The sequence below is a fragment of the Shewanella sp. POL2 genome (genome assembly GCF_000282755.1).
In the GTDB taxonomy this organism is placed as follows: domain Bacteria; phylum Pseudomonadota; class Gammaproteobacteria; order Enterobacterales; family Shewanellaceae; genus Shewanella; species Shewanella xiamenensis.
In genome coordinates, this window is the sequence record NZ_AKZL01000013.1 from 1 (window position 1) to 23,951 (window position 23,951).

At 45.1% G+C, this 23,951-nt stretch carries 15 protein-coding genes and 2 pseudogenes; 6 read left to right on the forward strand and 11 right to left on the reverse strand.

Annotated features, from left to right (window positions below; genetic code table 11):
- Positions 1-276: pseudogene (locus tag SHEWPOL2_RS05070) on the forward strand (FtsX-like permease family protein); the annotation flags it as partial.
- 165 nt (positions 277-441) lie between these two features.
- Here SHEWPOL2_RS05070 and gltS read toward each other — a convergent pair.
- The 3 genes from gltS to folX all read right to left on the reverse strand — a co-directional run bounded on the left by gltS (position 442) and on the right by folX (position 3,557).
- Positions 442-1,665 (reverse strand): sodium/glutamate symporter, encoded by a 1,224-nt coding sequence (gltS, locus tag SHEWPOL2_RS05075; RefSeq protein WP_037426727.1) that lies wholly within the window; start codon positions 1,663-1,665, stop codon positions 442-444.
- A 550-nt stretch (positions 1,666-2,215) separates the two neighbouring features.
- Positions 2,216-3,106, reverse strand: coding sequence for a TIGR01777 family oxidoreductase (locus SHEWPOL2_RS05080; protein ID WP_037426729.1), 891 nt, complete (start codon positions 3,104-3,106; stop codon positions 2,216-2,218).
- Positions 3,107-3,188: 82 nt separating this feature from the next.
- Positions 3,189-3,557 carry a dihydroneopterin triphosphate 2'-epimerase gene (gene folX, locus SHEWPOL2_RS05085; protein WP_037419769.1) on the reverse strand — a complete coding sequence of 123 codons (369 nt, stop codon included), beginning with the start codon at positions 3,555-3,557 and terminating at the stop codon, positions 3,189-3,191.
- Between the two features lie 98 nt (positions 3,558-3,655).
- On the opposite strand from folX, the gene SHEWPOL2_RS05090 reads away from it, so the two are divergent.
- Both SHEWPOL2_RS05090 and SHEWPOL2_RS05095 read left to right on the forward strand, forming a co-directional pair.
- Complete coding sequence (locus tag SHEWPOL2_RS05090; RefSeq protein WP_037426731.1) at positions 3,656-4,762, forward strand: AI-2E family transporter; 1,107 nt, start codon at positions 3,656-3,658, stop codon at positions 4,760-4,762.
- Positions 4,763-4,768: 6 nt separating this feature from the next.
- Positions 4,769-5,680: a class I SAM-dependent methyltransferase gene (locus SHEWPOL2_RS05095; RefSeq protein WP_037426733.1), complete on the forward strand. Its 912-nt coding sequence runs from the start codon at positions 4,769-4,771 to the stop codon at positions 5,678-5,680.
- A gap of 589 nt (positions 5,681-6,269) precedes the next feature.
- On the opposite strand, the gene SHEWPOL2_RS05105 is transcribed toward SHEWPOL2_RS05095, so the two are convergent.
- From SHEWPOL2_RS05105 to ackA, 3 genes and pseudogenes are all read right to left on the reverse strand, one after another.
- Positions 6,270-6,704, reverse strand: coding sequence for a hypothetical protein (locus SHEWPOL2_RS05105; RefSeq protein ID WP_037419778.1), 435 nt, complete (start codon positions 6,702-6,704; stop codon positions 6,270-6,272).
- A 458-nt stretch (positions 6,705-7,162) separates the two neighbouring features.
- Positions 7,163-9,315: pseudogene (gene pta / locus SHEWPOL2_RS05110) on the reverse strand (phosphate acetyltransferase).
- A gap of 120 nt (positions 9,316-9,435) precedes the next feature.
- Complete coding sequence (gene ackA, locus SHEWPOL2_RS05115; protein WP_037419788.1) at positions 9,436-10,635, reverse strand: acetate kinase; 1,200 nt, start codon at positions 10,633-10,635, stop codon at positions 9,436-9,438.
- Positions 10,636-10,776: 141 nt separating this feature from the next.
- Here ackA and yfbV point away from each other — a divergent pair, with 141 nt between their 5' ends.
- A complete protein-coding gene (yfbV, locus tag SHEWPOL2_RS05120; protein WP_086023991.1) occupies positions 10,777-11,220 on the forward strand; it encodes a terminus macrodomain insulation protein YfbV in 444 nt (147 codons plus the stop codon).
- 14 nt (positions 11,221-11,234) lie between these two features.
- On the opposite strand, the gene pflA is transcribed toward yfbV, so the two are convergent.
- Positions 11,235-11,975, reverse strand: a complete 741-nt coding sequence (gene pflA / locus SHEWPOL2_RS05125; RefSeq protein ID WP_037419790.1) for a pyruvate formate lyase 1-activating protein — start codon at positions 11,973-11,975, stop codon at positions 11,235-11,237.
- Between the two features lie 63 nt (positions 11,976-12,038).
- Positions 12,039-14,321 carry a formate C-acetyltransferase gene (gene pflB / locus SHEWPOL2_RS05130; protein ID WP_037419792.1) on the reverse strand — a complete coding sequence of 761 codons (2,283 nt, stop codon included), beginning with the start codon at positions 14,319-14,321 and terminating at the stop codon, positions 12,039-12,041.
- A 1,028-nt stretch (positions 14,322-15,349) separates the two neighbouring features.
- On the opposite strand from pflB, the gene focA reads away from it, so the two are divergent.
- Together focA and yfcC are read left to right on the forward strand one after the other, a co-directional pair.
- Positions 15,350-16,336, forward strand: a complete 987-nt coding sequence (focA, locus tag SHEWPOL2_RS05135; RefSeq protein WP_037426738.1) for a formate transporter FocA — start codon at positions 15,350-15,352, stop codon at positions 16,334-16,336.
- Between the two features lie 271 nt (positions 16,337-16,607).
- Positions 16,608-18,176, forward strand: a complete 1,569-nt coding sequence (yfcC, locus tag SHEWPOL2_RS05140) for a putative basic amino acid antiporter YfcC (RefSeq protein ID WP_083848300.1) — start codon at positions 16,608-16,610, stop codon at positions 18,174-18,176.
- Positions 18,177-18,344: 168 nt separating this feature from the next.
- Here yfcC and SHEWPOL2_RS05145 read toward each other — a convergent pair whose 3' ends face one another.
- The 3 genes from SHEWPOL2_RS05145 to SHEWPOL2_RS05155 form a co-directional block, all read right to left on the reverse strand.
- Complete coding sequence (locus tag SHEWPOL2_RS05145; RefSeq protein ID WP_037426740.1) at positions 18,345-20,999, reverse strand: TonB-dependent receptor; 2,655 nt, start codon at positions 20,997-20,999, stop codon at positions 18,345-18,347.
- Positions 21,000-21,651: 652 nt separating this feature from the next.
- On the reverse strand, positions 21,652-22,647 hold the full coding sequence (locus tag SHEWPOL2_RS05150) for a TDT family transporter (protein WP_037426741.1): 996 nt from the start codon (positions 22,645-22,647) through the stop codon (positions 21,652-21,654).
- A gap of 119 nt (positions 22,648-22,766) precedes the next feature.
- A complete protein-coding gene (locus SHEWPOL2_RS05155; RefSeq protein WP_037426743.1) occupies positions 22,767-23,843 on the reverse strand; it encodes a methyltransferase in 1,077 nt (358 codons plus the stop codon).
- Between the last annotated feature and the right edge of the window lie 108 nt (positions 23,844-23,951).

Consider the following 23,951-nt stretch of genomic DNA (forward strand, 5'->3'; position numbering starts at 1 on the left):
CGTACCTTTGGCGCCTCGGGCTGGTTACTGCGTAGTGCCACTGGGCTTGAATTTGCCTTACTGGGGGGCATTGCTGGTGTGCTTGCAGTGATAGTGGCGGAATTTGCGCTGTATCTGTTAAAGACCCAAGTGTTTGAACTCAATGTGTATATGCACTGGCCCTGGTGGGGGATTGCCCCAGTCTGCGGCGCCTTATTGGTCGCGCTGCTGGGGGTATGGCGCTGCCGCCAATTACTCAATCAATCCTGCGCTGAATTATTAAAAGTGGGCACTTAAGATGAGGTCAGTTTGGAGCTGAGGCAAACGCTGTAACACCCCATTTGTAAAATGAAAAGCACTGGCATAAACCAGTGCTTTTTTTATTGGCGGTGAAATCGTTTCTATCATTGGATGACAACGATGATGACTTTACCGTTCATTTCATTACAAAGCCTTGTAGGGTTACATTATAAAACTGAGGTAGCCCTGCAATACAATCAAATTGACGATATCGATAAAGAAGGCGCCGACAATCGGTACCACCATAAAGGCCTGAGGAGAAGGGCCAGTGCGGGATACCAGTGCGCCCATATTCATCACTGCGGTTGGGGTGGCGCCCATACCAAAGCCACAGTGACCGCCAGTGATCACTGCTGCATCGTAATTGCTGCCCATCACTTTAAAGGTTACAAAATAGGCGAACAGCGCCAGCACGACGGTTTGCACCAACAGGATAATCAGTAGTGGGATCGCTAGATCTAAAATTTCCCACAACTTGAGATTCATCAATGCCATAGAGAGGAATAACGACAGTGCCACTGTGCCTATCACATCGATACTCTCAGTATGCGGTTTATAACCACGGGTGACTTCGGTGATGTTGGCGATGATAACGCCAAGAAACAGGGCATAGACAAAGTCTGGCATCTTGAGCCAATTCAGCTGATATTCGCTGACAAACACAGTAAACCATTTTGCCCCCGCAACGCAGATCAGCAGTACAAACAGGGTTTCGATGATTGTCTTGGCGGTAACTTGGTCCTCTTCGAGCTGATCATAGGTTACCAGTTGTGGATGCGTGGCGTGGTGCTTACGGCCCATGCCGTAACTAGATATCAGATTGTGCTTGCCAATGAGTCGCTGCGCGACAGGGCCACCGATAATACCGCCCATGACCAAGCCAAAGGTCGCCGCCGCCATGGCAAGTTCTAAGGTGTTGATGCCGTAGTTTTCGGCAAAGGTTTGTGACCAAGCAACACCTGTTCCATGGCCGCCAGAGAGGGTAATCGAGCCTGCGATAAGTCCTAAGATAGGGTCTAAACCAAGGAGGCTCGCGAGACTCACGCCAACCGCATTTTGAATAATAATATAGACCGAGGCCACGCCGAGAAAGATAAACACTTTCTTGCCGCCACTAAGCAGTAGCTTATAGTTAGCTGATAAACCTATGGTGCTGAAAAACATCAGCATTAAGGTATTTTGCATGGGTAAACTAAAGATGAGAGTGATGTCTTGGAAATGTAAAAAGGCAACGACTGCGGCGATGACCAGTCCACCTACGATAGGCTCTGGAATATTGTATTGTTTAAAAACACGCACATGGCGATTGATGGAATGGCCAATAAACAGCACGAAGATAGCAATTAAGAACGACTCGAGTTCGCCAATTGTGTAAGTGGTGTGCATGATAGTTCCTTACAAATGGTTTGTGTGGGAATACCGCTAGACTCAAGGTGAGTTAGGGTGACCCATCTCATTGTTTAGCTCTCGCTAATGCTAAGTGTTAAACGCGCGATCTAAGGACCGATTCTTGTCAATCCCCAAGGTTGGAGAAGAAATATTAAGCGCGAATATGAACCGTATTGGTATAGTTGATCAGCATCGCCACCGAGTGGGCGAGTACTGAAGATAATGGTCTTGCTTGGGGCGTTAACTGTGCTTCAGTGCGGGTGCTAACACGACAATATCGATAAGCAAGAGGCGAAAGTGTAACAGAAAAATGGGTTCATGTCGCTAAATAGTCTTTAGAATCATTGTGTTGTATTTATGTTTTGATGCTGTTGCCAAATCGGTCTAATCAGCCTTGTTGCACTAGGCTGATAAACAAATTCTATACTTGGTTTTTTATCTCTGATTTCTAAGTCATTCTTCAGTATCATATTAACGCTTGCCGATTGGCTTGATAACATTTTATTACCAAGCCAGTTACGGGGTATGAATGACGCCATAAAACAGATTAACTTGTGAGTAGGTCTTTAAGTGCTGGCTCAAGTTGAGCAAAACGGAAACTAAAGCCTGCGTCGAGCGCATGTTTGGGGAGAACAAATTGGCCTTCGATCAGCAGATCTGCCATTTCACCCATTGCGAGTCGTAAAACTGGTGCAGGTGCTGTCATAAAGGCTGGACGGTTTAATACTCTACCAAGAGTTTTAGAAAATTCAGCATTACTGACAGGATGGGGGGCTGTGGCATTAAATATGCCTTGGCAAGTTTCATGACAAAGTAGAAAGTCGATCAGGGCCACCATATCGTGGATATGTATCCAACTCATCCCTTGACGACCATGGCCTATAGGCCCACCAAGGCCGAGTTTAAAGGGCGGGAGCATTTTAGCTAGCGCACCGCCATGCCCAAGCACTATACCCGTGCGTAGGATACAAACACGGGTTTTAGTTGCAGCCTCTAGCGCGAGTCGCTCCCATTCTTTACAAATGTCATGGCTGAATTCAGGGTGGGGGGCTGCGTGTTCGTCAATCGTATTCGCGCCTTGACGGCCGTAAAAGCCAATTGCAGAGCCGCTTATCATCACCTGAGGTGGATTACTGCTTTGCAAAATCAGTTGGCTTAGTCTTGCGGTGATATTCCAGCGACTATCGCAGATGCGTTGTTTTTGCTGCGCACTCCAACGTTTAGCAACAATCGGTTCTCCGGCGAGATTGATCACGGCATCGATATGATTCAAATCATCAATTTCGTCTAAGGAGCTTAGATATTGATGCTGTGGGCCCAATAATTGCCGACTATTGGCAGGATGGCGAGTCAGCAATAACAGTTGGTGATGGTTGGCTAAATGGGCCACTAATTGCTGACCAATAAACCCACTTGCTCCCGTTATCAAAATCTTCATCGTCAAATCCTTAGGTGAGGGTGGCTATCTTTTATTTCAAACCTTATAAGCAATATACGACAACGGACAAGTGGGGATCACTTTATTGATTTTTTTGGTAACACAGTTCCATCGATACCGAATCAGCAAAGCGCAGGGCATGGGGCTTATCGATTTCGACACTGGCAAATTCAACCCAAGGATGTTCGCTGGCAATGGCTAAGGTTTGGCTGGTAAGGTTTTCAAGTAGTGAGAAGCGATTGTTTTCAATCAACTCAATGATCTTTTTTGTGATAGTACGATAATTAAGCGCATCATCGACATTATCGCTGTTGCGAGCTTTGGCGGCGCAGTAATGGATAACGACATTAATGATTACATCCTGCCTATTTTGGATTTCATCTTCTTTTATGCCGATAAAAGTGCGCAGTCTTAAGTTTTTAATGCGTATAATCGCGGTTTCTGGTTTCATAATAACAATCTAGTATCTAATGCTTAGGTGATTGAGTTTGAGACATTTCTTAGGCTAGCCTAACAACTTTATCGAAGATCAAGAAGGATTTTTACTCCATGACACGATCCAATTCGCCGACTGCCGCCTATAAAGGTTTTGCAGTTATGGCCTTTGTGGTGATTATTTTGGCAGGGATAAAGGCCGCCAGCCCGATTGTTGTTCCCTTTGTTTTATCCTGTTTTATTGCGGTGATTTGTAATCCAGCGATTGTCTTGATGACTAAATATCGGTTGCCTAAATGGCTTGCCGTGATCCTGCTAATGGGGTTTATCGTGTTGATGGGCTTGTGGCTCGCCTCTTTAGTGGGCAGTTCAATCAATGAGTTTTCTAAGCAGTTACCGCAATATCGCGATCAGCTGGTGGAGCAGTTTTCTTGGGTGCTACATAAGTTACAGGCACTCAATATTCAAATCTCTAAGGAGCAAGTGTTAGCCTATTTTGACCCTGGCATGGCGCTATCTATGACCACCAATATGTTGTCGGGTGTGGGTAATGTGATGGCGAATTTGTTCCTTATCATCCTGACCATCGTCTTTATGCTATTTGAAGCGCAGTCTTTACCGAAAAAACTGCACTTGGCCTTGGATGATCCCGATATGCGCCTGCAACAGATTGACCGTTTCCTGCAATCGGTAAATCAATATATGGTGATTAAAACCCTCGTTAGTTTAGCGACGGGCTTGATAGTCGGTATTGGACTGGCCTTTATCGGTGTGGATTACGCGCTGCTTTGGGCGGTTATCGCCTTTTTATTCAACTATATTCCCAATATCGGTTCAATTATTGCTGCTATTCCTGCTGTATTGCTGGCCTTTATCCAATTAGGCCCTGCCGCAGCAGGCGGAACCGCGCTGCTTTACATCGGCGCGAATATGGTGATGGGCAATGTGGTCGAGCCTAAATTTATGGGCCGCGGTCTCGGGCTTTCCACTTTAGTGGTATTTCTATCGTTAATTTTTTGGGGCTGGTTGTTGGGTTCTGTTGGCATGTTGTTGTCGGTTCCCTTAACCATGGTGGTTAAAATTGCCCTTGAATCCAGTAAGAGTGGTAGCTGGTTAGCCATTTTATTGTCCGATGATGTGGATGATAAACTGGTGAGCCAATCGACAAGCACTACTCCGGTTTTTGAACCTGTCGATACTCATCCAACTGATAAGAAGTAGTAGATAATGCAAGGTTTTATAGATGCACTGGCGACAATAAAAGTCAGTGAAGATGCCACGCGCTTATTCCACGGCCGCGGTGGACATTATCCAGGTTGCGAGCATCTTTGTTTAGATTGGTTTGCGCCCGTATTGTTATTGACCAGTTTTTCGGCCCTTGAAGCAGCTGAGCTCGCCCTTTGCCAACAGGCCATTACGGCACGTTGGCAAGTGATACAACCCAATCAGCCATTAAATTTGGTGTATCAATACCGCAGTGGTGGCGAAACCTTTAGTCAATTACTGGCGGGTGACGTGCCAGAGCCTCATATCGTGACTGAAAATGGTGCGAGGTTTCAGGTACATTTACTGCGTGGTCAAAACCACGGTTTGTTCCTCGACATGGCCAATGGCCGCGAATGGGTGAGAGCCAATGCACGCCACAAGAAAGTGCTGAATTTGTTTGCTTACACCTGTGGATTCTCGGTGGCAGCACTGCAGGGCGGCGCCGATGAAGTGGTGAATATGGACATGAGTAAGGGGGCTCTTGCGATAGGTAAGCAGAATCATCTGCTGAATGGCTTTACCGCTGGCGCGCGTTTTTTAGGGCACGATATTTTTAAATCGTGGGGTAAATTGCGTAAGTTAGGCCCCTATGACATCGTGGTTGCTGATCCGCCGAGTAATCAAAAGGGCAGTTTTGTAGCAACTAAGGATTATGTGCGTTTGCTCAGGCATTTACCCGAGTTGTTAGCCGATAATGCTGAAGTCTTGCTTTGCTTAAATGCGCCAGAGCTTGACACTCAATTTTTGCGTCAGCAGGTTGAGGAGGCGGCTCCTGAGCTTGAATACCTTGAACGTTTACCTAACCCTGCATCCTTTGCAGACATCTCTGAGGAGAAATCATTAAAGGTGCTGCGGTATCGTTTAAAAGCGTAAACTACAGTAGTCATCAGGGTTAAGTGGCCTTGATGACTACTTTTATAGCATCGATATTATCTTTCTACGCAATTGCTCCCAGTTTGCACTCATCTTCTTATATGCTTTATTTATCAACCACAATTCTTTAGCACATCATTCTACATCGACTGAAAGTCTTTCATGATTTAATACTGCTTTTTGGAATTTCCGACGATAAAGCACCGGTTTCATCTTTAAGTTGGAAACAAAACTGAAAGTTTTCTGTAATTGTTGGTTTTGCTTTGGTATACTCAGCGCCACGGAAATTCCCTTTCCTCATGGGCAAAATGTCTGCATAGAACGACATGCCTTTGCGACCTTACAAAATCGAGCAGGAGTTGTTATGGAAGTTCATGAATACGAAAACGCTTACTACCAAGTTAAAGACGATGTGATGACGTCTTTACCTGCGCAGAACGAAGAAGAAGCGGTCTAAGTTCTGTAAGCCATTCGCTTACAGTACAATTCTGAGTCTGAAGTAACAAATACAAGCACATGAAAATAGCAACCTTAAGGTTGCTATTTTTTTATCTGAGTTTGGATATTAGATTGATGCGTTATCAAGATATTAGCCATTGACCTTACGTTTTTCAGGCATAATCTCAACGATAATCCATTTACCATTAATTTTATGTAGGCGAATGGTTCTGTCATCAATCCAAGGTTGCCCTCCCTTTAAGCCCTTCATCTTGACAACTACCATAACGTCTTTGGTGAACTTACGGAAAAAGTCGATATCAATATCATCAATTTCCATTTCGACATTAGTCATAGACAGGCTAAGCACATTACGTTGTACTGCGGCAGCGATATAGTAGTGGGTGAGTACCTCTTTGAGCTGCTCATTGACATACAGCTTGGCTTTTTCTACATCTCGGTCAACATAAATGGCGCTAAAAAAGCCTAGGCTGACTTCTTCGGGCGTGAGCACGTGTTGTTCTTTGTCTGTGGGTTCGCCACAGCCAAACAAAAACAGTAATGAAAGGAAAAATAAGGTTCTCATGGCTTTTAGTTATAGGAATTTGTCACGAGTATCGCGATTTTAGCGGCTATGTTCAAGTTTTGTAATAATGGGCATCTTTGGCGAGAATGTCTTGACTCCTTTCTAATGGTTGTGGCATACCTTAAAGGATTCGCCTTTTAGGTTATCCACAGAATCTGTGGAAAAGTATGTTGAAGACTAGATGGATACTTTATAAGTGTCTGATACTCTAGCGCTTTATTGGCTGGTTAAAAAGTGACGCCTTTCTGTTAAGCCTTATTTCTGGCCTTTCCTTGTGGATATTTTTATAAAACTTTCCAGTCTATTCACAGCATTTGTTTTTCATCAGCAACATTTTCACCGTATTTTGGCTTTAATTTAAGCGTTTAATGCTGTCTATTTTGCGACCATTTGCCTCTGGAAATAAAAAAGCACTGAACAAGTCAGTGCTTTTAGGTTGAGCGTGTTGTTAGCTTAATTTACGATTTTTTAGCATCGTTTTGTGACGCTTGAATTGCCGTGAGGGCGATAGTGTAGACAATGTCATCCACTAACGCACCGCGGGATAAGTCGTTCACAGGTTTACGCATACCTTGTAGCATTGGGCCAATGCTGATGAGGTCAGCACTACGTTGTACAGCCTTGTAGGTGGTGTTACCCGTGTTGAGGTCGGGGAATACAAACACAGTGGCTTGACCTGCTACAGGGCTGTTAGGTGCCTTAGAGCGAGCCACGTTTGGCATAACGGCCGCGTCATATTGAAGTGGACCGTCAATAACCAGATCAGGACGTTTTTCTTTGGCGATACGAGTGGCTTCACGTACTTTATCCACATCTGAACCAGTACCTGAGTTACCCGTTGAGTAGCTGATCATCGCTACTCTAGGCTCGATACCGAAGGCTTTAGCAGATTCTGCCGATTGAATCGCGATATCGGCCAGTTGTTCAGCATTAGGATCGGGGTTAATCGCGCAGTCACCGTAAACCAGCACTTGATCTGGCATCAACATAAAGAAGATGGAAGAAACAAGGCTCGAGCCTGGGGCTGTTTTTATCAATTGTAGCGGTGGACGGATGGTGTTGGCGGTGGTGTTAACCGCGCCAGAGACAATGCCATCGACTTCGTCTTGTGCCAGCATCATAGTGCCGAGCACCATGTTGTCTTCTAACTGCTCTTTGGCAACGACTTCGGTTAAGCCTTTACTACGGCGTAGATCCAACATTGGCTCTACATAGCGATCACGTACTTCATCGGGGTCGACAATAACAACGCCTTCACCCAGCACGACATCTTGCTGAGCCGCTATACGCAGAATTTCATCTTTTTTACCAATAGCACGCAACGCGCGATACCACGTTCAGCACAAATGGCCGCGGCTTTGATCGTACGAGGTTCATCACCTTCAGGTAGCACCACGGTTTTGTGGGCGGCACGGGCAAGCTCGGTAAGCTTGTAACGGAACGCTGGTGGTGACAGGCGATGTTCCCGCGGAGAGTTTTTCGTGACGCTCTCAATCCACGTTTGGTCGATATGGCTAGCGACATATTCCTGCACTAAGTCGATACGAACGGCATCATCCACTGGCACTTCATGGTCGAAGCGTTGGATATTTAATGAGGTTTGCCAAGTATTGGTATCAATCAGGAAAACCGGTAAACCTGTCTCAAAAGCTTGTTCACAGAGTTTAAGGATCTCTGGCTCAGGCTCGTAGCTACCTGTCAGCAGCAGGGCACCAATCTTCACGCCGTTCATGGCTGCAAGACACGCAGATACGATCACATCGGAGCGATCGCCAGAAGTCACCAGTAAAGAGTCTGTCTTAATATGGTTGACCATATTAGGTAAGCTGCGAGCACAGAAGGTGACTTTACGTAGACGGCGAATATTCATCTCACCGGCATTAAGAATCCGTGCGCGTAAGTGTTTAGCTAAATCAGAGGCGCGTGGTGCGACTAAGTCTAGGTTGTAAGGCACGCTACCTAAAATGCGCAGTGGGCTCTTACCCGGCAGTTGGAACATGATAGAGGCATCAGAGCGTTGTACACCTTGATGATCAAACACTTCTGATAAGTCAGGGCGTGCACGACCTTCATCGTCCACCGGTGCACCAATCTTGTTGATCACGGCACCAATCAGACGTTTGTTGTTTTTGCCACCCCAAGAGTTGTAGGCAATTTCGAGGCGATTCATTAACCCTGTTGGAGTATCACTGCCAGGAGTGGCAATGAAAATCACGTCAGCATCCATGGCTTTAGCGATAGCGTAGTTAACGTCATCGGCAAAGGGATGGTTGCGGGTAGGTACCAGACCTTCAACAATCAGGGTTTCGGTGTTGCTGGCGCATTCTGCGGCGCGGGCAATGATTTGCTCCATCAGCACATCGGTTTGATCGGCGCGGATCAACGCTTCAGCATGGGCCATATCGAAGGGCTCTAACGGATTAACCGTTGGCGATTTGCTTAAAATCGTGGTTGAGCGTTCTGGACCGTTATCATTCGGACGAAGCTGTGAAATAGGCTTAAAGAATTGGACTTTTACCCCGTGGCGCTCTAATGCGCGCACCATACCAAGGCTTAAGGAGGTCAGGCCGACTCCTGTACCTATGGGGATTAACATAATATTTCGAGACATAAAAACCTCTAAGTTCGATGGTTTTTGGCAGAGTAGTCTCTGCGGATTTGCTTGTGTTTGTTAGTTGTAGGTCACTAATAATAAAGCCGTTTGACGACGCAAACGGCTTAATGAGTCTTATTATTTACTAATGAGTTTAATTGAATCTTCGGCGATAACCCACTCTTCGTTGGTTGGGATGACCATGGCGACAGTACTGTTGTCGGCGGTGATAATGCCTTTCTTACCGAAGCGTGCCGCTTTGTTGCGCTCGCTATCAACATGGAAATTAAATATTTGCAGCATGTTGAGTACTTTCTCGCGGATGATGTCGGAGTTTTCGCCGATACCGCCAGTAAAGACTACGGCATCTAAACGACCAAGTGGAACAGTATAAGAAGCAATGTATTTCGCTAGACGGTAGCAGAAAATCTCCAGTGCTAAGGTTGCACCTTTATGGCCATCGGCATAACCTTCTTCGATGCCACGGCAGTCGTTAGTCAGTTCAGAAATCCCCAGCAGACCACTTTGCTTGTTCATCAGGTTGTTGACTTCTTCCAGCGTGTAACCGAGTTGGTGCACTAAGTGGTAGATGATCGATGGGTCGAGATCGCCACAGCGTGTGCCCATGACTAAGCCTTCAAGCGGCGTCAGTCCCATTGAGGTATCAACGCTCTTACCGCCTTTAACCGCTGTCACAGAGGCACCGTTACCTAAGTGCGCGCAGATCACATTGGTTTCTTCTAAAGGCTTGTTCAACACTTTAGCGGCTTCACGGCTGACAAACAGGTGGCTAGTGCCGTGCATGCCATAACGGCGGATACCGTGCTCACGGTACAATTTGTATGGCAGGGCGTAGATGAAAGCGCGCTCTGGCATGCTTTGGTGGAACGCAGTATCGAACACTGCCACTTGGGGCAGTTTAGGGAAAGACGCAATGGCGGCGCGAATGCCGATAAGGTGCGCAGGGTTATGCAGCGGTGCCAGTGAAGAACACTCTTCAATACCTTTGATCACATGCTCGTCGATGATCACAGAGCGGGTGAACTTTTCTCCACCGTGTACGATACGGTGACCTACGGCTTGAATTTGTGCGGCTAATTCAGGTTGACCCGCGAGGATTTTATTGACGATAAATTCAACGGCTTCACGGTGAGCGGTGAATGCACCTAAAGAGGACTCATGTTTTTCACCGTTGATTTTCCATTTAATGCGCGAGTCTTCTAAGCCAAAACACTCGGCTAGGCCAGAGATCTGATCGTCACCTGTTTGCGCGTCAATGACGGCAAATTTGAGTGAAGAGCTACCGCAATTGAGTACTAAAACCAGTTTATTAGACATGTGTAAACCTTTTGCCATTGTGTTTAAGTTAACGATTCAAAATCTTGGGAACACGCGAGTAATTTGCCATCACAGTCTTGGGGCGTAGTGCCAGATTGTGCTATGGTAAAAGCAGTATTCCTCTGTAGTAGGTGTCTAAAATTGAGTCTCAATATTCTCAAAACCTTAGGTGACGGTCGTCGTTATATGAAGACGTGGCCTATGGTTAGACAACTGGGTTTGTATTTTCCTGAGTATCGGGTGGTACGCGCCACTCAGCTTGCCATTCTGGTGATGCCAGTATTGGCAATTTTAGCGAGCGTGAGTCAGCTCTATACCTATGGTTGGGGATTTTTACCCCAAGCACTCACTATCGCGTTGTTTTTTATCAGCCTGCCATTGCAGGGCTTATTATGGCTAGGCTGGCGTGCGCGCCATCCATTACCGTTATCGCTGTTCGACTGGAGTAATCAGTTGAGTGCGAAATTGTCTGCCATGGGCATTCATTGCCAATCCTTGGGCGCTAAGGCGTGTTACCTTGATATGGCGCTCATCTTAAAAATAGCCTTTGAGCGCTTAGATGCCAGTTATTGGGAGGAGCTTTAAGCCTCCCTTGACGCTTAATATGCCGCGTTAATCCCCTGTGAGCTAAACACGGCTTTAATTTTTTCCATGGTTTCGCGACTAGGTGGTGCGACACCATCAAGTTGATAGCTTTCTCCCATCGCTTCCCACTTGTGTTTACCAAGCTCGTGGTAGGGTAGGAGTTCTACTTTTTCAATATTCTTCATGGGTTTGATAAATTCGGCCAGTTGTAATGCCGAGGCTTCATCATCAGTAAATCCACCCACGACCACATAACGTATCCAAGTTGGCTGATTGCGTTTGGCGAGGTACTCGGCAAATTGCAGCGTTCTGTGGTTGCTAACCTTGGTCAGTTCAATGTGTTTATCGTCATTCATCTGTTTGATATCGAGCAAAACCAGATCGGTATTATCGAGTAGCTCATCAATCACTGGTGTGTACTTACGCACAAAGCCATTAGTATCTAAACAGGTATGAATGCCTTCTTTTTTACAGGCTTTAAAGAGTTCGGCGACAAACTCCGCTTGTAATATGGCTTCGCCGCCGCTAGCGGTGACGCCGCCGTTGCTGGCATCGAGGAAGGGGCGGTAGCTAATGATTTGGCTCATTAACTCGTCGACTTGTACTTCCTTACCTCCATCGAGATCCCAAGTATCACGGTTGTGGCAATATTGGCAGCGCATTAAACAGCCCTGCATAAAGGTGATAAACCGTATGCCTGGACCATCCACTGTGCCAAAGGATTCCACTGAGTGGATCCGACCGGTAACTGCCATTGTGACTCCTGTTGAAATAAGTGAGGCTGTAGCACATTGTACTACAGCCTTACCTAATTTAGCTTACAGACCTTTTGTGAACGTACGCGTGATCACATCTTGTTGCTGTTCTGGAGTCAGTGAGTTGAAGCGAACTGCATAACCAGAAACACGAATGGTCAGTTGTGGATACTTGTCTGGGTTGACAACCGCATCCTCGAGCATTTCACGGTTCATCACGTTCACGTTCAAGTGTTGACCGCCTTCGTGTCCTTCGTTGTGGGCAAAATATCCGTCCATCAACGCTGCTAAGTTGGTACGACGACCATCTTCATCTTTACCTAGAGCATTAGGTACGATAGAGAAGGTGTAAGAGATACCGTCCTGAGCGTGGGCGAAAGGCAGTTTAGCCACTGAGGTTAACGAGGCGATTGCGCCTTTTTCATCACGGCCATGCATTGGGTTTGCACCCGGTGCAAATGGCGCACCTGAACGACGACCGTCTGGTGTGTTACCGGTTTTCTTACCATAAACCACGTTCGAGGTGATGGTCAGAATTGACTGAGTTGGGATCGCGTTGCGGTACATTTTACGGTCGCGAATTTTCGCCATAAAACGTTCAACTAAGTCACAGGCGATATCGTCAACACGTGGGTCGTTGTTACCAAATTTTGGATAGTCACCACTGATCTCAAAGTCAACGGCAATGCCATTTTCATCACGCACAGGTTTAACTTGAGCGTACTTGATGGCTGACAGTGAGTCGGCTGCGATTGAAAGCCCTGCGATACCACAGGCCATTGTGCGACGTACATCTCTGTCGTGCAGCGCCATTAGCGCAGCTTCGTAGGAGTACTTGTCGTGCATGTAGTGAATGGCGTTCAGTGCTGTGACATATTGCGTTGCTAACCAATCCATTAAACCGTCTAAGCGATTCATCACATCATCAAAGTTCAGCACTTCGTCAGTGATTGGGTCGGCTTTTGGCGCGATTTGGATTTTCAGTTTTTCGTCAACGCCACCGTTAATTGCGTACAACATGGTTTTGGCGAGGTTTGCACGGGCACCGAAGAACTGCATGTGTTTACCCACAACCATTGGGCTCACGCAGCAAGCGATCGCATAATCGTCAGATTGGAAATCTGGACGCATTAAGTCATCGTTTTCGTACTGAATTGAGCTGGTGTCGATAGACACTTTTGCGCAGTACTTTTTAAAGCCAACAGGCAGTTTTTCAGACCAGAGCACAGTGATATTTGGCTCAGGGCTTGGGCCCATGGTGTATAGCGTGTTCAAGAAGCGGAAGCTTGATTTGGTCACCAGTGTACGGCCATCTAAGCCCATACCGCCGATAGATTCGGTTGCCCAAATAGGGTCACCTGAGAATAATTCATCGTATTCAGGAGTACGTAGGAAGCGCACCATACGCAGTTTCATTACGAAATGGTCAATCATTTCTTGAGCTTGTTGCTCAGTGATAACGCCGTTTTTCAGATCGCGTTCGATATAGATATCTAGGAACGTTGAAGTACGGCCTAAAGACATGGCTGCGCCGTTTTGGCTCTTAACCGCAGCTAAGTAGCCGAAGTAAGTCCATTGGATCGCTTCTTTAGCATTGGTTGCTGGGCGAGAAATATCGAAACCGTATTTCGCGGCCATTTTCTTCATTTGACCCAGTGCGCGGTGCTGCTCAGCAATTTCTTCACGTAGTTGGATAACGTTAGATAAATCTTCACCTGCTTCGAACTGCGCTTGCAGTGAGCTGAACTGGGCGAATTTATCCTTCATTAAGAAATCGATACCGTAAAGTGCAACACGGCGATAGTCACCGATGATACGGCCACGGCCATAGGCGTCGGGTAAACCAGTTAATACACCTGATTTACGGCACGCCATGATTTCTGGGGTATAGACGTCGAATACGCCTTGGTTGTGGGTTTTACGCAGTTCTGAATAAATGTATTTAACATCTTCATCTAGTACGCGATCGTAGGCGGCGCATGAGCTTTCCACCATACGAATACCACCGTTAGGCAACATAGCGCGTTTGAGCGGCGCATCAGTTTGTAAACCAACGATAGTTTCTAAATCTTTATTGATATAACCCGCGTCGTGGGAAGTGATGGTTGAAACCATCTTTGTGTCGAAATCAACTGGCGCATGGGTACGGTTTTCTTGCTTGATGCCTTCCATCACTTTGTCCCACAACTTGGTTGTGGCTTCGGTGGCACCGGCTAGGAATGACTCGTCACCTTCATAGGGAGCATAGTTTTGTTGAATAAAGTCACGTACATTGACTTCAGATTTCCAATCGCCAGGGGTAAAACCTTCCCATGCGTTGGCAAACAGTTCAGTTTTGTCGGTCATCGTACTAATACCTTTTGGTTGAGATAAAGGTCATTGGCGCTCATGGGGCAAGCCATGTTGAGTATAGGCCAATTGCTATTTCCTGATTAAAGCTCCCTTCAAGATGACGCCCTATGATGGGAACTGGAACTTGGGGATGTTTATCGCGCCAAGTGTCTGTCTATTGATACCCGATAAGATGACAAATATACGTTTAACGTGGATTATCGGCTATCGATAACTCTTTTTATAAATTGGTAAGACCAATTATCCATAAGCATATTAACATAGCTCTTACTGTCTCGCATCTTAAACGGGCGAGTTTGTCCTCTGTTAATCTTAAATTTGCTAGCGAGGTAGCATTTTTTTAGCACAATAAGGATTAAAGCACGCTTTTGTTGGCCCATTGCGGGCTGAAGCTATCGCTTATTTAACAGACTGTCGCGCTTTTAACCGGCGAAAGCTATCACCGTATCGATTGATTTTTAATGGTTACGATTTAATCTCCAATTGGCAGGTAAAGCTGCGATGAAAAAGGCCTGATTATACGGAATGCTTGGCGGTGCTAAAGCATTTAAAGATAAGGATGTTGATGCGGAATATTGTTGTGTCGGGCTTCGAATACTGTGATTTCTTGTTGAGCCGCTATTTAAAAGATTACAGCACTTAGTCAACAACCCGCCATCTCAGTGAAGGATACTTATGCTTCATTCACTCTGTATAAGGTTAAATCTGCTTAATCTAGTCAGTGAATAATGCTTAGATGGGCGGTGATAAATTGGCAAAATGCAAACAAAATTGGTATGACCAATTAACCTTTTGTGTTTGCCTCTTCAAAAATTTTACATTTTACCTGTGAATAACATCACGCTTTGGCAAACTCTGCTTCACGGCGAACACGATTTGTATGTTACAAAGCGTGACTTTAGTGAGTCATCATTTAAGCAAGTCTTAATGTAAATTTTGATTGGTTTGATCTGCGCCTCGGCGCTGTAGGAGAGACCTATGTTGCAAGTTCGCGTTTGTTTATCGGGTTTGGGAGTAAGGTTATGAAAGACTCACATGCTAACGCTCCACAGACATCATCAAATGGCTATGAGCCTGTGCAGGTTTCTTCGCATTTTAGTTGTTATCACCAAGCCGAAATCTACGGCAAAAGCAAAGTGGTTAAGGCGCCTTGGCAATCCTTTGGTTTAGCGGTATTTGCGGGTGCCTTTATTGCTTTAGCCTTTGTGTTTTACCTGACCGTCACCACGGGCGCGGGCGATAGTGCATGGGGCTTAGTACGTCTTGTGGGCGGTATCGCCTTTAGCTTAGGGTTAATTTTGGTCGTGATTTGCGGCGGCGAGTTGTTCACTAGTTCAGTCTTAAGCAGTGTGGCTTGGGCGCAAAAACAAGTGACTACCAGTGAGTTACTCAAATGCTGGACGCGAGTTTACCTAGGCAACTTTGTCGGCGCCATGTTAATGGTCGGCTTGATTATGGCGGCGGGCTTATATGAGCTTGATGGCGGAAATTGGGGACTAAATGCTTTAAAGGTCTCACAACATAAGCTGCACCATACATGGATTCAAGCATTTAGCTTAGGTATTTTATGTAATATGCTGGTATGTCTTGGTATTTGGATGACCTTCGCCAGCCGAGAATCGCTAACCAAAGCCATTTTATTGATCCTACCTGTAGCCATGTTTGTTAGTAGCGGTTTTGAGCACAGCATTGCAAACCTGTTTATGGTGCCGTTTGGGATAACAATTCAAGCTGTGGCAAGTCCGGAGTTTTTTGCTTCTTTAGGTATTACCCAAGAACAATTTGCTGATTTAACGGTAACAAATTTTGTATTCAATAACTTAATTCCTGTGACCTTAGGCAACATCGTCGGCGGCGGCGTGATTGTTGGCCTCGGCTATTGGTGGATTGAGCAAGGACAACTTGCCTTACCCGATCCACAAAAATCCCATCAGGCTCATTTTTTCGCGTCACCATTGCATACTGAAAAGGCGAAAAATAGCCAAGAGACTAAGTCATTAAGGGACTAAGTAATTAAGAGAAAGTAATCAAGAGAGTAAGGCACTTAGGTTTGTGAGGCTCTCTTTGAGTGATATTTGCCTTAGGCTCATAAAAAATGCCCAGTATTACTGGGCATTTTTTTGTTTTTTCACCGCAAAGGCTTTTTTATGCAGATTACTTGTTTGTGATAGATGTGACCATTTTGCATATTCATGCAAGTGAATGAAGATTTTATATACTGATTTACAGCGCTTTAGTTTATAGTGCGGCCTTTTCCGTTTGACATAAAATGGCGCATCTATGACGACTCCACCTTCGACGAATCAGCCAACAGAAGCCGCTCAGACTGCTCCGGCATCATCCGCTTCACACACTCCCTCACCATTTCAAATGCCCGATACCTTAGTGATCATCTTTTTTGTGGCATTGCTTGCGGGATTAATGACTTACTTTATCCCCATCGGGTCGTTTCAAACCCAAGAGGTGCATTATCTGGCTGATGGTGTCGATAAAGCGCGGACGGTGGTCGACCCTACTTCTTTTGCCTATCAATTGGATGCTGCGGGCGAGCCTAAATTGCAACCTGTGGCATTGTTTAAAGGCGAGGGCGGGGTTGGCTTTTTTAACTTCGCCTTTGAGGGCCTAACTTCAGGATCTAAATGGGGCAGTGCGATTGGCGTGATCATGTTTATGCTGGTGATTGGCGGCTCCTTTGGAGTGGTGATGGCCACAGGCACCATAGATAACGGCATCTTAAAGTTAATCGATAAAACCCGTGGCAATGAAAAGTTGTTCATTCCGGTGATATTTACGCTGTTTTCCCTTGGTGGCGCCGTGTTTGGCATGGGAGAAGAGGCCATAGCTTTTGCCATTATCATCTGCCCATTAATGATCCGTTTGGGCTATGACGGCATCACCACTGTGATGGTGACCTATGTGGCGACTCAAATTGGTTTTGCCAGTTCTTGGATGAATCCCTTCAGTGTGGCGATTGCCCAGGGTATTGCGGGAATACCGGTTCTTTCAGGCAGTGAGTTTCGCTTTCCTATGTGGCTTGGATTCACCTTGCTCGGGATTGTTTTTACCATGCGTTACGCCCATCGCATTCAGCAGCAACCCAGTTTATCCCATAGTTTTCAGTCCGATGCTTATTTTCGAGAGCATCATGCCAATACGACATTAGAGAGTCGCTTTAATCTTGGCGATATACTGGTTTTAGCATTGTTAGTGCTCACTATGGGATGGGTGATTTGGGGCGTAGTGGTAAAAGCTTGGTTTATCCCTGAGATTGCCAGTCAGTTTTTTACCATGGGTATGGTAGCTGGCGTCATTGGCTGCGTGTTTAAACTTAATGGATTGACGCTTAACAAGGTGGCGCAGAGTTTTAAGGACGGCGCTAAAACCATGTTAGAGCCTGCTCTTTTAGTGGGATGTGCCTCGGGGATTTTACTGCTCCTTGGCGGCGGTGCACCGACTGAACCGAGCGTGTTAAATACGGTACTTAACAGTGCTGGCGGGGTGATTGGCCATCTGCCGGATGCGCTCTCGGCGTGGTTTATGTTGCTGTTTCAATCCGTATTCAACTTTTTTGTGACTTCAGGGTCAGGGCAGGCTGCCTTGACTATGCCACTGATGGCACCTCTTTCTGACATCGTTGGTGTGACGCGCCAAGTGGCGGTATTGGCCTTTCAATTAGGCGATGGCCTCACCAATATCATAGTGCCCACTTCAGCGTCTTTGATGGCCACTCTTGGCGTATGCCGCGTCGATTGGGGTAACTGGCTGAAATTTGTATGGCGCTTTATGTTGCTGCTGATGCTGGTCTCAAGCGTACTGGTGATTGGCGCGCACTATCTTGGATTTAACTAGGTGCCGGGATTTAACTAGGTGCGCGGATTTCGCTGGGCGCTGGGGTTTACCTTAAGCTGCGGGTAAATAGGCGCTAAGGTTAACTCAGTTAATGGGTTAAACAGGATATAAAAAACGGCATCCGAGGATGCCGTTTTTGTTGTGGTTTTCTATCTTCCTAAAGGGAAATTAGAATTTCACTTTGTATCCTGCAAATACGACACGACCTAAGATGTTATGAGTATCTGTATCGTATCCTGGGTAGCCTAAGCTGTAGTTAACAGTTGGCATTGCATCAAACAGGTTACGAGCACCTACAGTGACTTTACCGTAACTATCGAAGTCGTAGTTCAGTGTCAGATCCCACGTGGTGAAAGATGAGAAGTCTTGTTTATTCGTGCCAACTTCTTGTTGTTGTGGCGTTTCACCATCGTAAGAATCAATGTACTTAGCAATCAAAGATGCAGAGAAGTCATCAATTGCATAGCTAAATGTCGTATTGAAGCGTAGTGGCGGATAACCTTTAGTACCTAACACATCATAACGTTTAGCAATTGGGCTTGCTTGTTCGGTGTATTCCAGGGCATAAGTACCTTCAACTGCAAACTTAAATGTACCAATTTCCCCTAAATCGAAGTTTGACGTGAAAGATACGTCAAGACCCGAAGTTTGTACGCCGTCCATGTTGATGTTGCCTGCACCAATCTCATCGATAGTGCCATCAGCTTTACGTTTAACATAGATGTATTTAGGGTCATAGGCACCTAAGCCACCAATTGCTTCTAAGTCAACGATAGTTTGTGCACCGATGTAGCTTACTTGATCAGTGATTTCAATGTTGTAGTAATCAACAACAAAATCGATATTCTCAGTAATATTCCACACTGCGCCGAAAGAGTATTGAGCAGATTTCTCTGGATCTAGGTCTTTATTACCTGAACTCTTACGCAGATATTGGTTATCTTCACAAGCAGGATTACCGTTTTGTTGATCAGGTGGTAGACTTTGGCACAGAGTAGTATCTGTGACTCTGTCGTAACTGGTTGCTGGTTTGCCTAACAGGTCATCTAGTGACGGTGCTCTAAAGCCTTGGCCATAAGATGCACGTAGCACTAAGTTATCTAAGGCTTCGTAACGTACGTTTACAGAGCTAGAAAGCTGACCAACATCTGGTAAGCTATATTGGTCGTAACGGCTTGCGAGCTTCACGTTCAAGTGATCTAAAACTGGTAGCTCTAACTCAACGAATGCCGCTTTGTAGCTTCTATCGCCAGCAGAATCACCACCATAAGTCCCTAATACGTTACCTGCTGCTTGTTGAGCGTCACGGGAATCTTTGTATTCAATTTTTTGGTATTCCATACCAACAGCATAACCTAAGTCACCGCCAGGTAAGGAAATTGGAGCAAGTGCCGCCCATGACAATCCGGTGCCGGTTGTATTTGAGGTTGCTTTACGAGTAGCTGTGTGTAAGAAAGTATCTAAAGTGGCTTGAGTTGCGTTGCCACCTTCAACGAATGGGTTATACAAACCTTTATCAACCGCTTCTTGCAGCTTATCTTCGAAGACATAAGAGTCAGTTTCAATGTTTACAATTTGATCTGAGTATTGAACGTACCAGCTTAGAGAGCCTGCATCTAACTCAAGGTTTAAACCTGTTACTATGTCAACTACATTTGAGTCGAATTCCGTTGAACGGTCTGCTACGCCTTTCAAGCGATGATAAGCTTGAACTTCTGACGCATTAGCTGTGCCGAACGTTGGGTTTAATGGGTTATCGGCTGCTATGTATAGGTTAGGAGTCCACAGCGCAGTAGAAGACGTGATGGATTTATCACGCATTACGATAGCCTGACCAAACCACTCTAATTCATCAGTAATACGGTAAGTCATATTTGAGAATACAGAGTCTTTTGTTTGATCTGGGAGATAGTCAGTACCGTCAAACTGGTTAAAACCACAAGCTGAACCGTCTTTAGTGGTTACAATGCGATCAGCTGGACAATCTTTACCTGGAACCTGTAAACCTGTATAGACAGGTGTGCCGAATGTGCCATCTGCGCCTTTCACAGGACGAGATTCTACTGGACGATATGTGCCTTCTGGCGCATATAAGCCGCTACGGCCGTATTTCTTATCCCAGTTAGCGGTTAAGTGAGGACGTTGGCCACCTTGCAGTGGATCAAATTGCTTGTGTTCGATGATTACTAAGCTGCTGCTTTTATCACTGGTATTACCAAAAGTGATAGAAGCCGACTTTTCATCTCTTCCGCCTTGAGTTGGGCTACCAAATTTGGCATCAAATGCTAAACCGTCGAAAGTCTTCTTAAGGATGATGTTGATTACACCACCGATAGCATCTGAACCATAAATTGCTGATGCACCGTCACGTAAAATTTCAATACGTTCAATTGCATCCATTGGAATTAAATTGAGGTTAGTGGCATCACCACCAAATGTAGCAGATGGCGCAATACGGCGACCGTTGATCAAGGTTAGCGTACGGTTTGAGCCTAAACCACGCATACCTGAGCTAGCATGGTTACTTGCAGAACTACCTGCATCGCTAATGAAGCTACCGGCAGTGTTAAATGGCATTTGTGCTAAAACAGCAGAAACATCGCTTAAACCTGTTTTTGCAATATCTTCGGCAGATAAAACTGTTACTGGTAACGCTGATTCCATATCCGTTCTTTGGATACGTGAACCTGTTACCTCAATGCGTTCTACCTTAGCGTTATCTCCTTCTTCAGCGTAAACAGCCATACTAGATAAAGCAGCTGTTGTAGCACCACCAATTAACGCAAAGCGAACCGCTTTGGCCAATGTTGAATTAGCGCGCATATCATTCTCCCTTAACACTTGTTATTTGTTTAGTTGTTATTTTAATTAAATACGGAACGTTATAGGAAATAAGTGCCTATTTAATTAGGCTCCAGATATAACCACAAGAAAATAACAAGTGCAACAGTTGATATTGATGTTGGTTACGATGTGTAAAGATATTTTGTTGCAAAAATGTTTGTCTTAAGTTGTTTTTTATTGGTTGATTGCTGGCTTAGGGTGCGTTTAATCTTTTTTGCTAATGAAAACATGGTGTTTGTTTATTTTTATTTGTTAATTTGTTTTTTATTTGTAAAAATTGAAAGCATTTGTAATAAAAAAATAATCATACTTTTTCAGTATGTGTAGATTTAAATTTAAGCAATATTAAATATACAGATTTTTATGCGGTATTTTTGAGTGTTTAATGTTGAAAATATCTTAATGAAAGGATTTAAGAATGGTTTTATAAAGCTGTTATAGCCTTTATTAAATTTTTGAGAGTTCTTTTTACTTTGTCAGTCTAAAGTTTTGTGAGTGAATTGATGGTGTGGATTTTAATTTGAAAAGGAGTGAATATAAATTCACTCCTTATTTTATTCTGTATGTTGTGTTATTAAATTTTTATTTAGTACGTTAAGTAGCCAAATACACTTACCGTATTTTATGCCTATTACTTAAGTTCAACTATAGTTGTGCCAATATTGGCCATTGGGTTGGGTAGATAATGAGTCAGATACCGAACAGCGACGTAGGCAACGACGACAGTGGCGACACCGAGTTCAAAATCTGCCAACAACCTTACCCATTGAGTGAGATCGGTCATTTGACTAAATTGCTCAAGCCAGTGAGCGGTTTTAAAGAGTGCTGTAGCACCGATCACCATGGGGAAAGTAAAGGCTGCATAACCAGGGCTAAAGGGCAATTTAAGTAAATGGAAAAAAGCAAGGTAGATAACCGCTGTCATTAAGATGGCAATACTTGCCAATAAGGCGACTAAGGCGATTGATGGTTGCTCACAAACCGTTAAATAGCCTGCAAGGGATAAACTTGCGGGAGCAGCAAGGATGGCAATAGTGGGCTTAGCTGCGTCAGGAATCGCTTGACAAAAGATCAAGCGATAGAGCATCAGTGGCAGCATGACTAAATAGGCGATCATACCGAAGGCTAAAATGGTGTTAACTAACCAAGGTTCACCATTGCTGGGGAAAGACACAGCAGCCACTATGATGCCAATGGGTGGCACAAACCAGCTAGGCACCATATGTTCGAGTTTGAAGTCGATAGCACGATAGTAGATAAAGGCGCCTAAAAATACGATATGAATCGCAATGGCGGCTAACCAAAGGGCTAATCCCGCATGGGGAAAATAGTGACCGAGCAGGTTAGACACTACCATTAATGCCATGGCAAAAGTCGGTATTACGCTGCCGACGACGGGATGGCTAAGTTCATTTTTGAGCACTGTAGGATGCAGCAAAAACTTACCGGCTAGCATTAGTAACAGTGCTGAGGCAATAATTGCACCGATTAATTGACCCCAGCCATTCAGTGAAGGCATTACACTTTCCCAAGTCCACCCTAAGCTTGCGATTGCGAGTGCGAGTCCGCCCATAGGGCTAGGTAATTTTGCGGCCTGTGCGGTCCAACGTTTACGCTTTGAAGTCATATTACTTACCTCTCAACACTGACATTAATTCGATGTATCTATTTGTTAATGTCAGTGTATGACTAAGGTGTAAATAAATAAAATTGATTAATTTTATCCATTGATTCAGTTTTTATTAACTAGCAAGGTTTTCGTTTACAACGCAGCAAAGTATGCCCAAGCCCAATATTGTCAGTATCCTCATCGACATATAAACCTGCTTGATGCAGCAAGGCCATCAAGTCCTTAGAGTGGTACATTCGACTATTGCCATTGGCCATCGCGGTGAAGTACAAGCTCGTGGCGTTAACACAATAGGCCGAGGCGGCAGAAGGCTGTCTGTCCCAGAAGGTTTCGACAATAAACAACTGACTATTGGCTGTCATCGCATTTGCGGTGCGTTGCAAAATGCTCAAGATTTGCGCCTTAGAGAAGCAGTCAAGAAACTGACTCATCCAATAGGTATCAGCACCTTCAATAAAAGGGCGCGACTCATCGAGTAAGTCGGTGGCAAAGGTATGGACTCTATCGGTAACGCCATGTTTTGCAGCATTTTCTTTGGCAATGGCTAATTGCCCTGGAAAGTCCATCAGGGTCACTTCAACCTTAGGATCGAATTTGCAGCAGCTTAGAGCCCACTTTCCGGTGTTACCACCAATATCGACTAAGTGTTTTGGACTATGGGCAAAGACTAAGGGTAAAAGCTGCGGAAAAGCATGATCAGAATAATAATGATCAAATGCAAACCAACTCTCTTTTGCGGCGTAAGGCAGATCTTTCAATGCGGGATAGATAGTTTGCCAGTCACCAAATACACTCAGCCCCGCGGGTTTACCAGTGAGTAGCGCCTTATCCAGCGTAAATAATCCCTGATAACATACATCCTGCACAAAGTTGAGGTTGATTGCTGCCATATCATCATGCAGTAAAAAATGACCTGTTTTATCGAGGACATAGGCGTCTTCGTTAAGCCATACCAGCCCCATGCTTAGTCCCATATCCAATAACACCCCAAGGGCGTATTCACTCAACAGGTTCGTTTGGGCTAATTTCGCTAAGGTCACCCCTTGCTCACCAGCCTTATCAATAGTGGCGAGCACTTCAAATTTGAGTAGACAATGCGCGACCTGAAAACTCACGGGTCCAAAGGCAATTTTCTGTGCCTCAAACTTAGCATCAAAGGCGCTTAGCGCTTTTGGATTTTGGTAAAAAGACATAAAAGACTGACGTTAATCTTGGAGAGGGCTATTTATAGCGGACTGAATTGTTAAAGCTAGCATTGCACGGAAAAACTATGAACTGTGTCCAATTTCACCAATAAATCA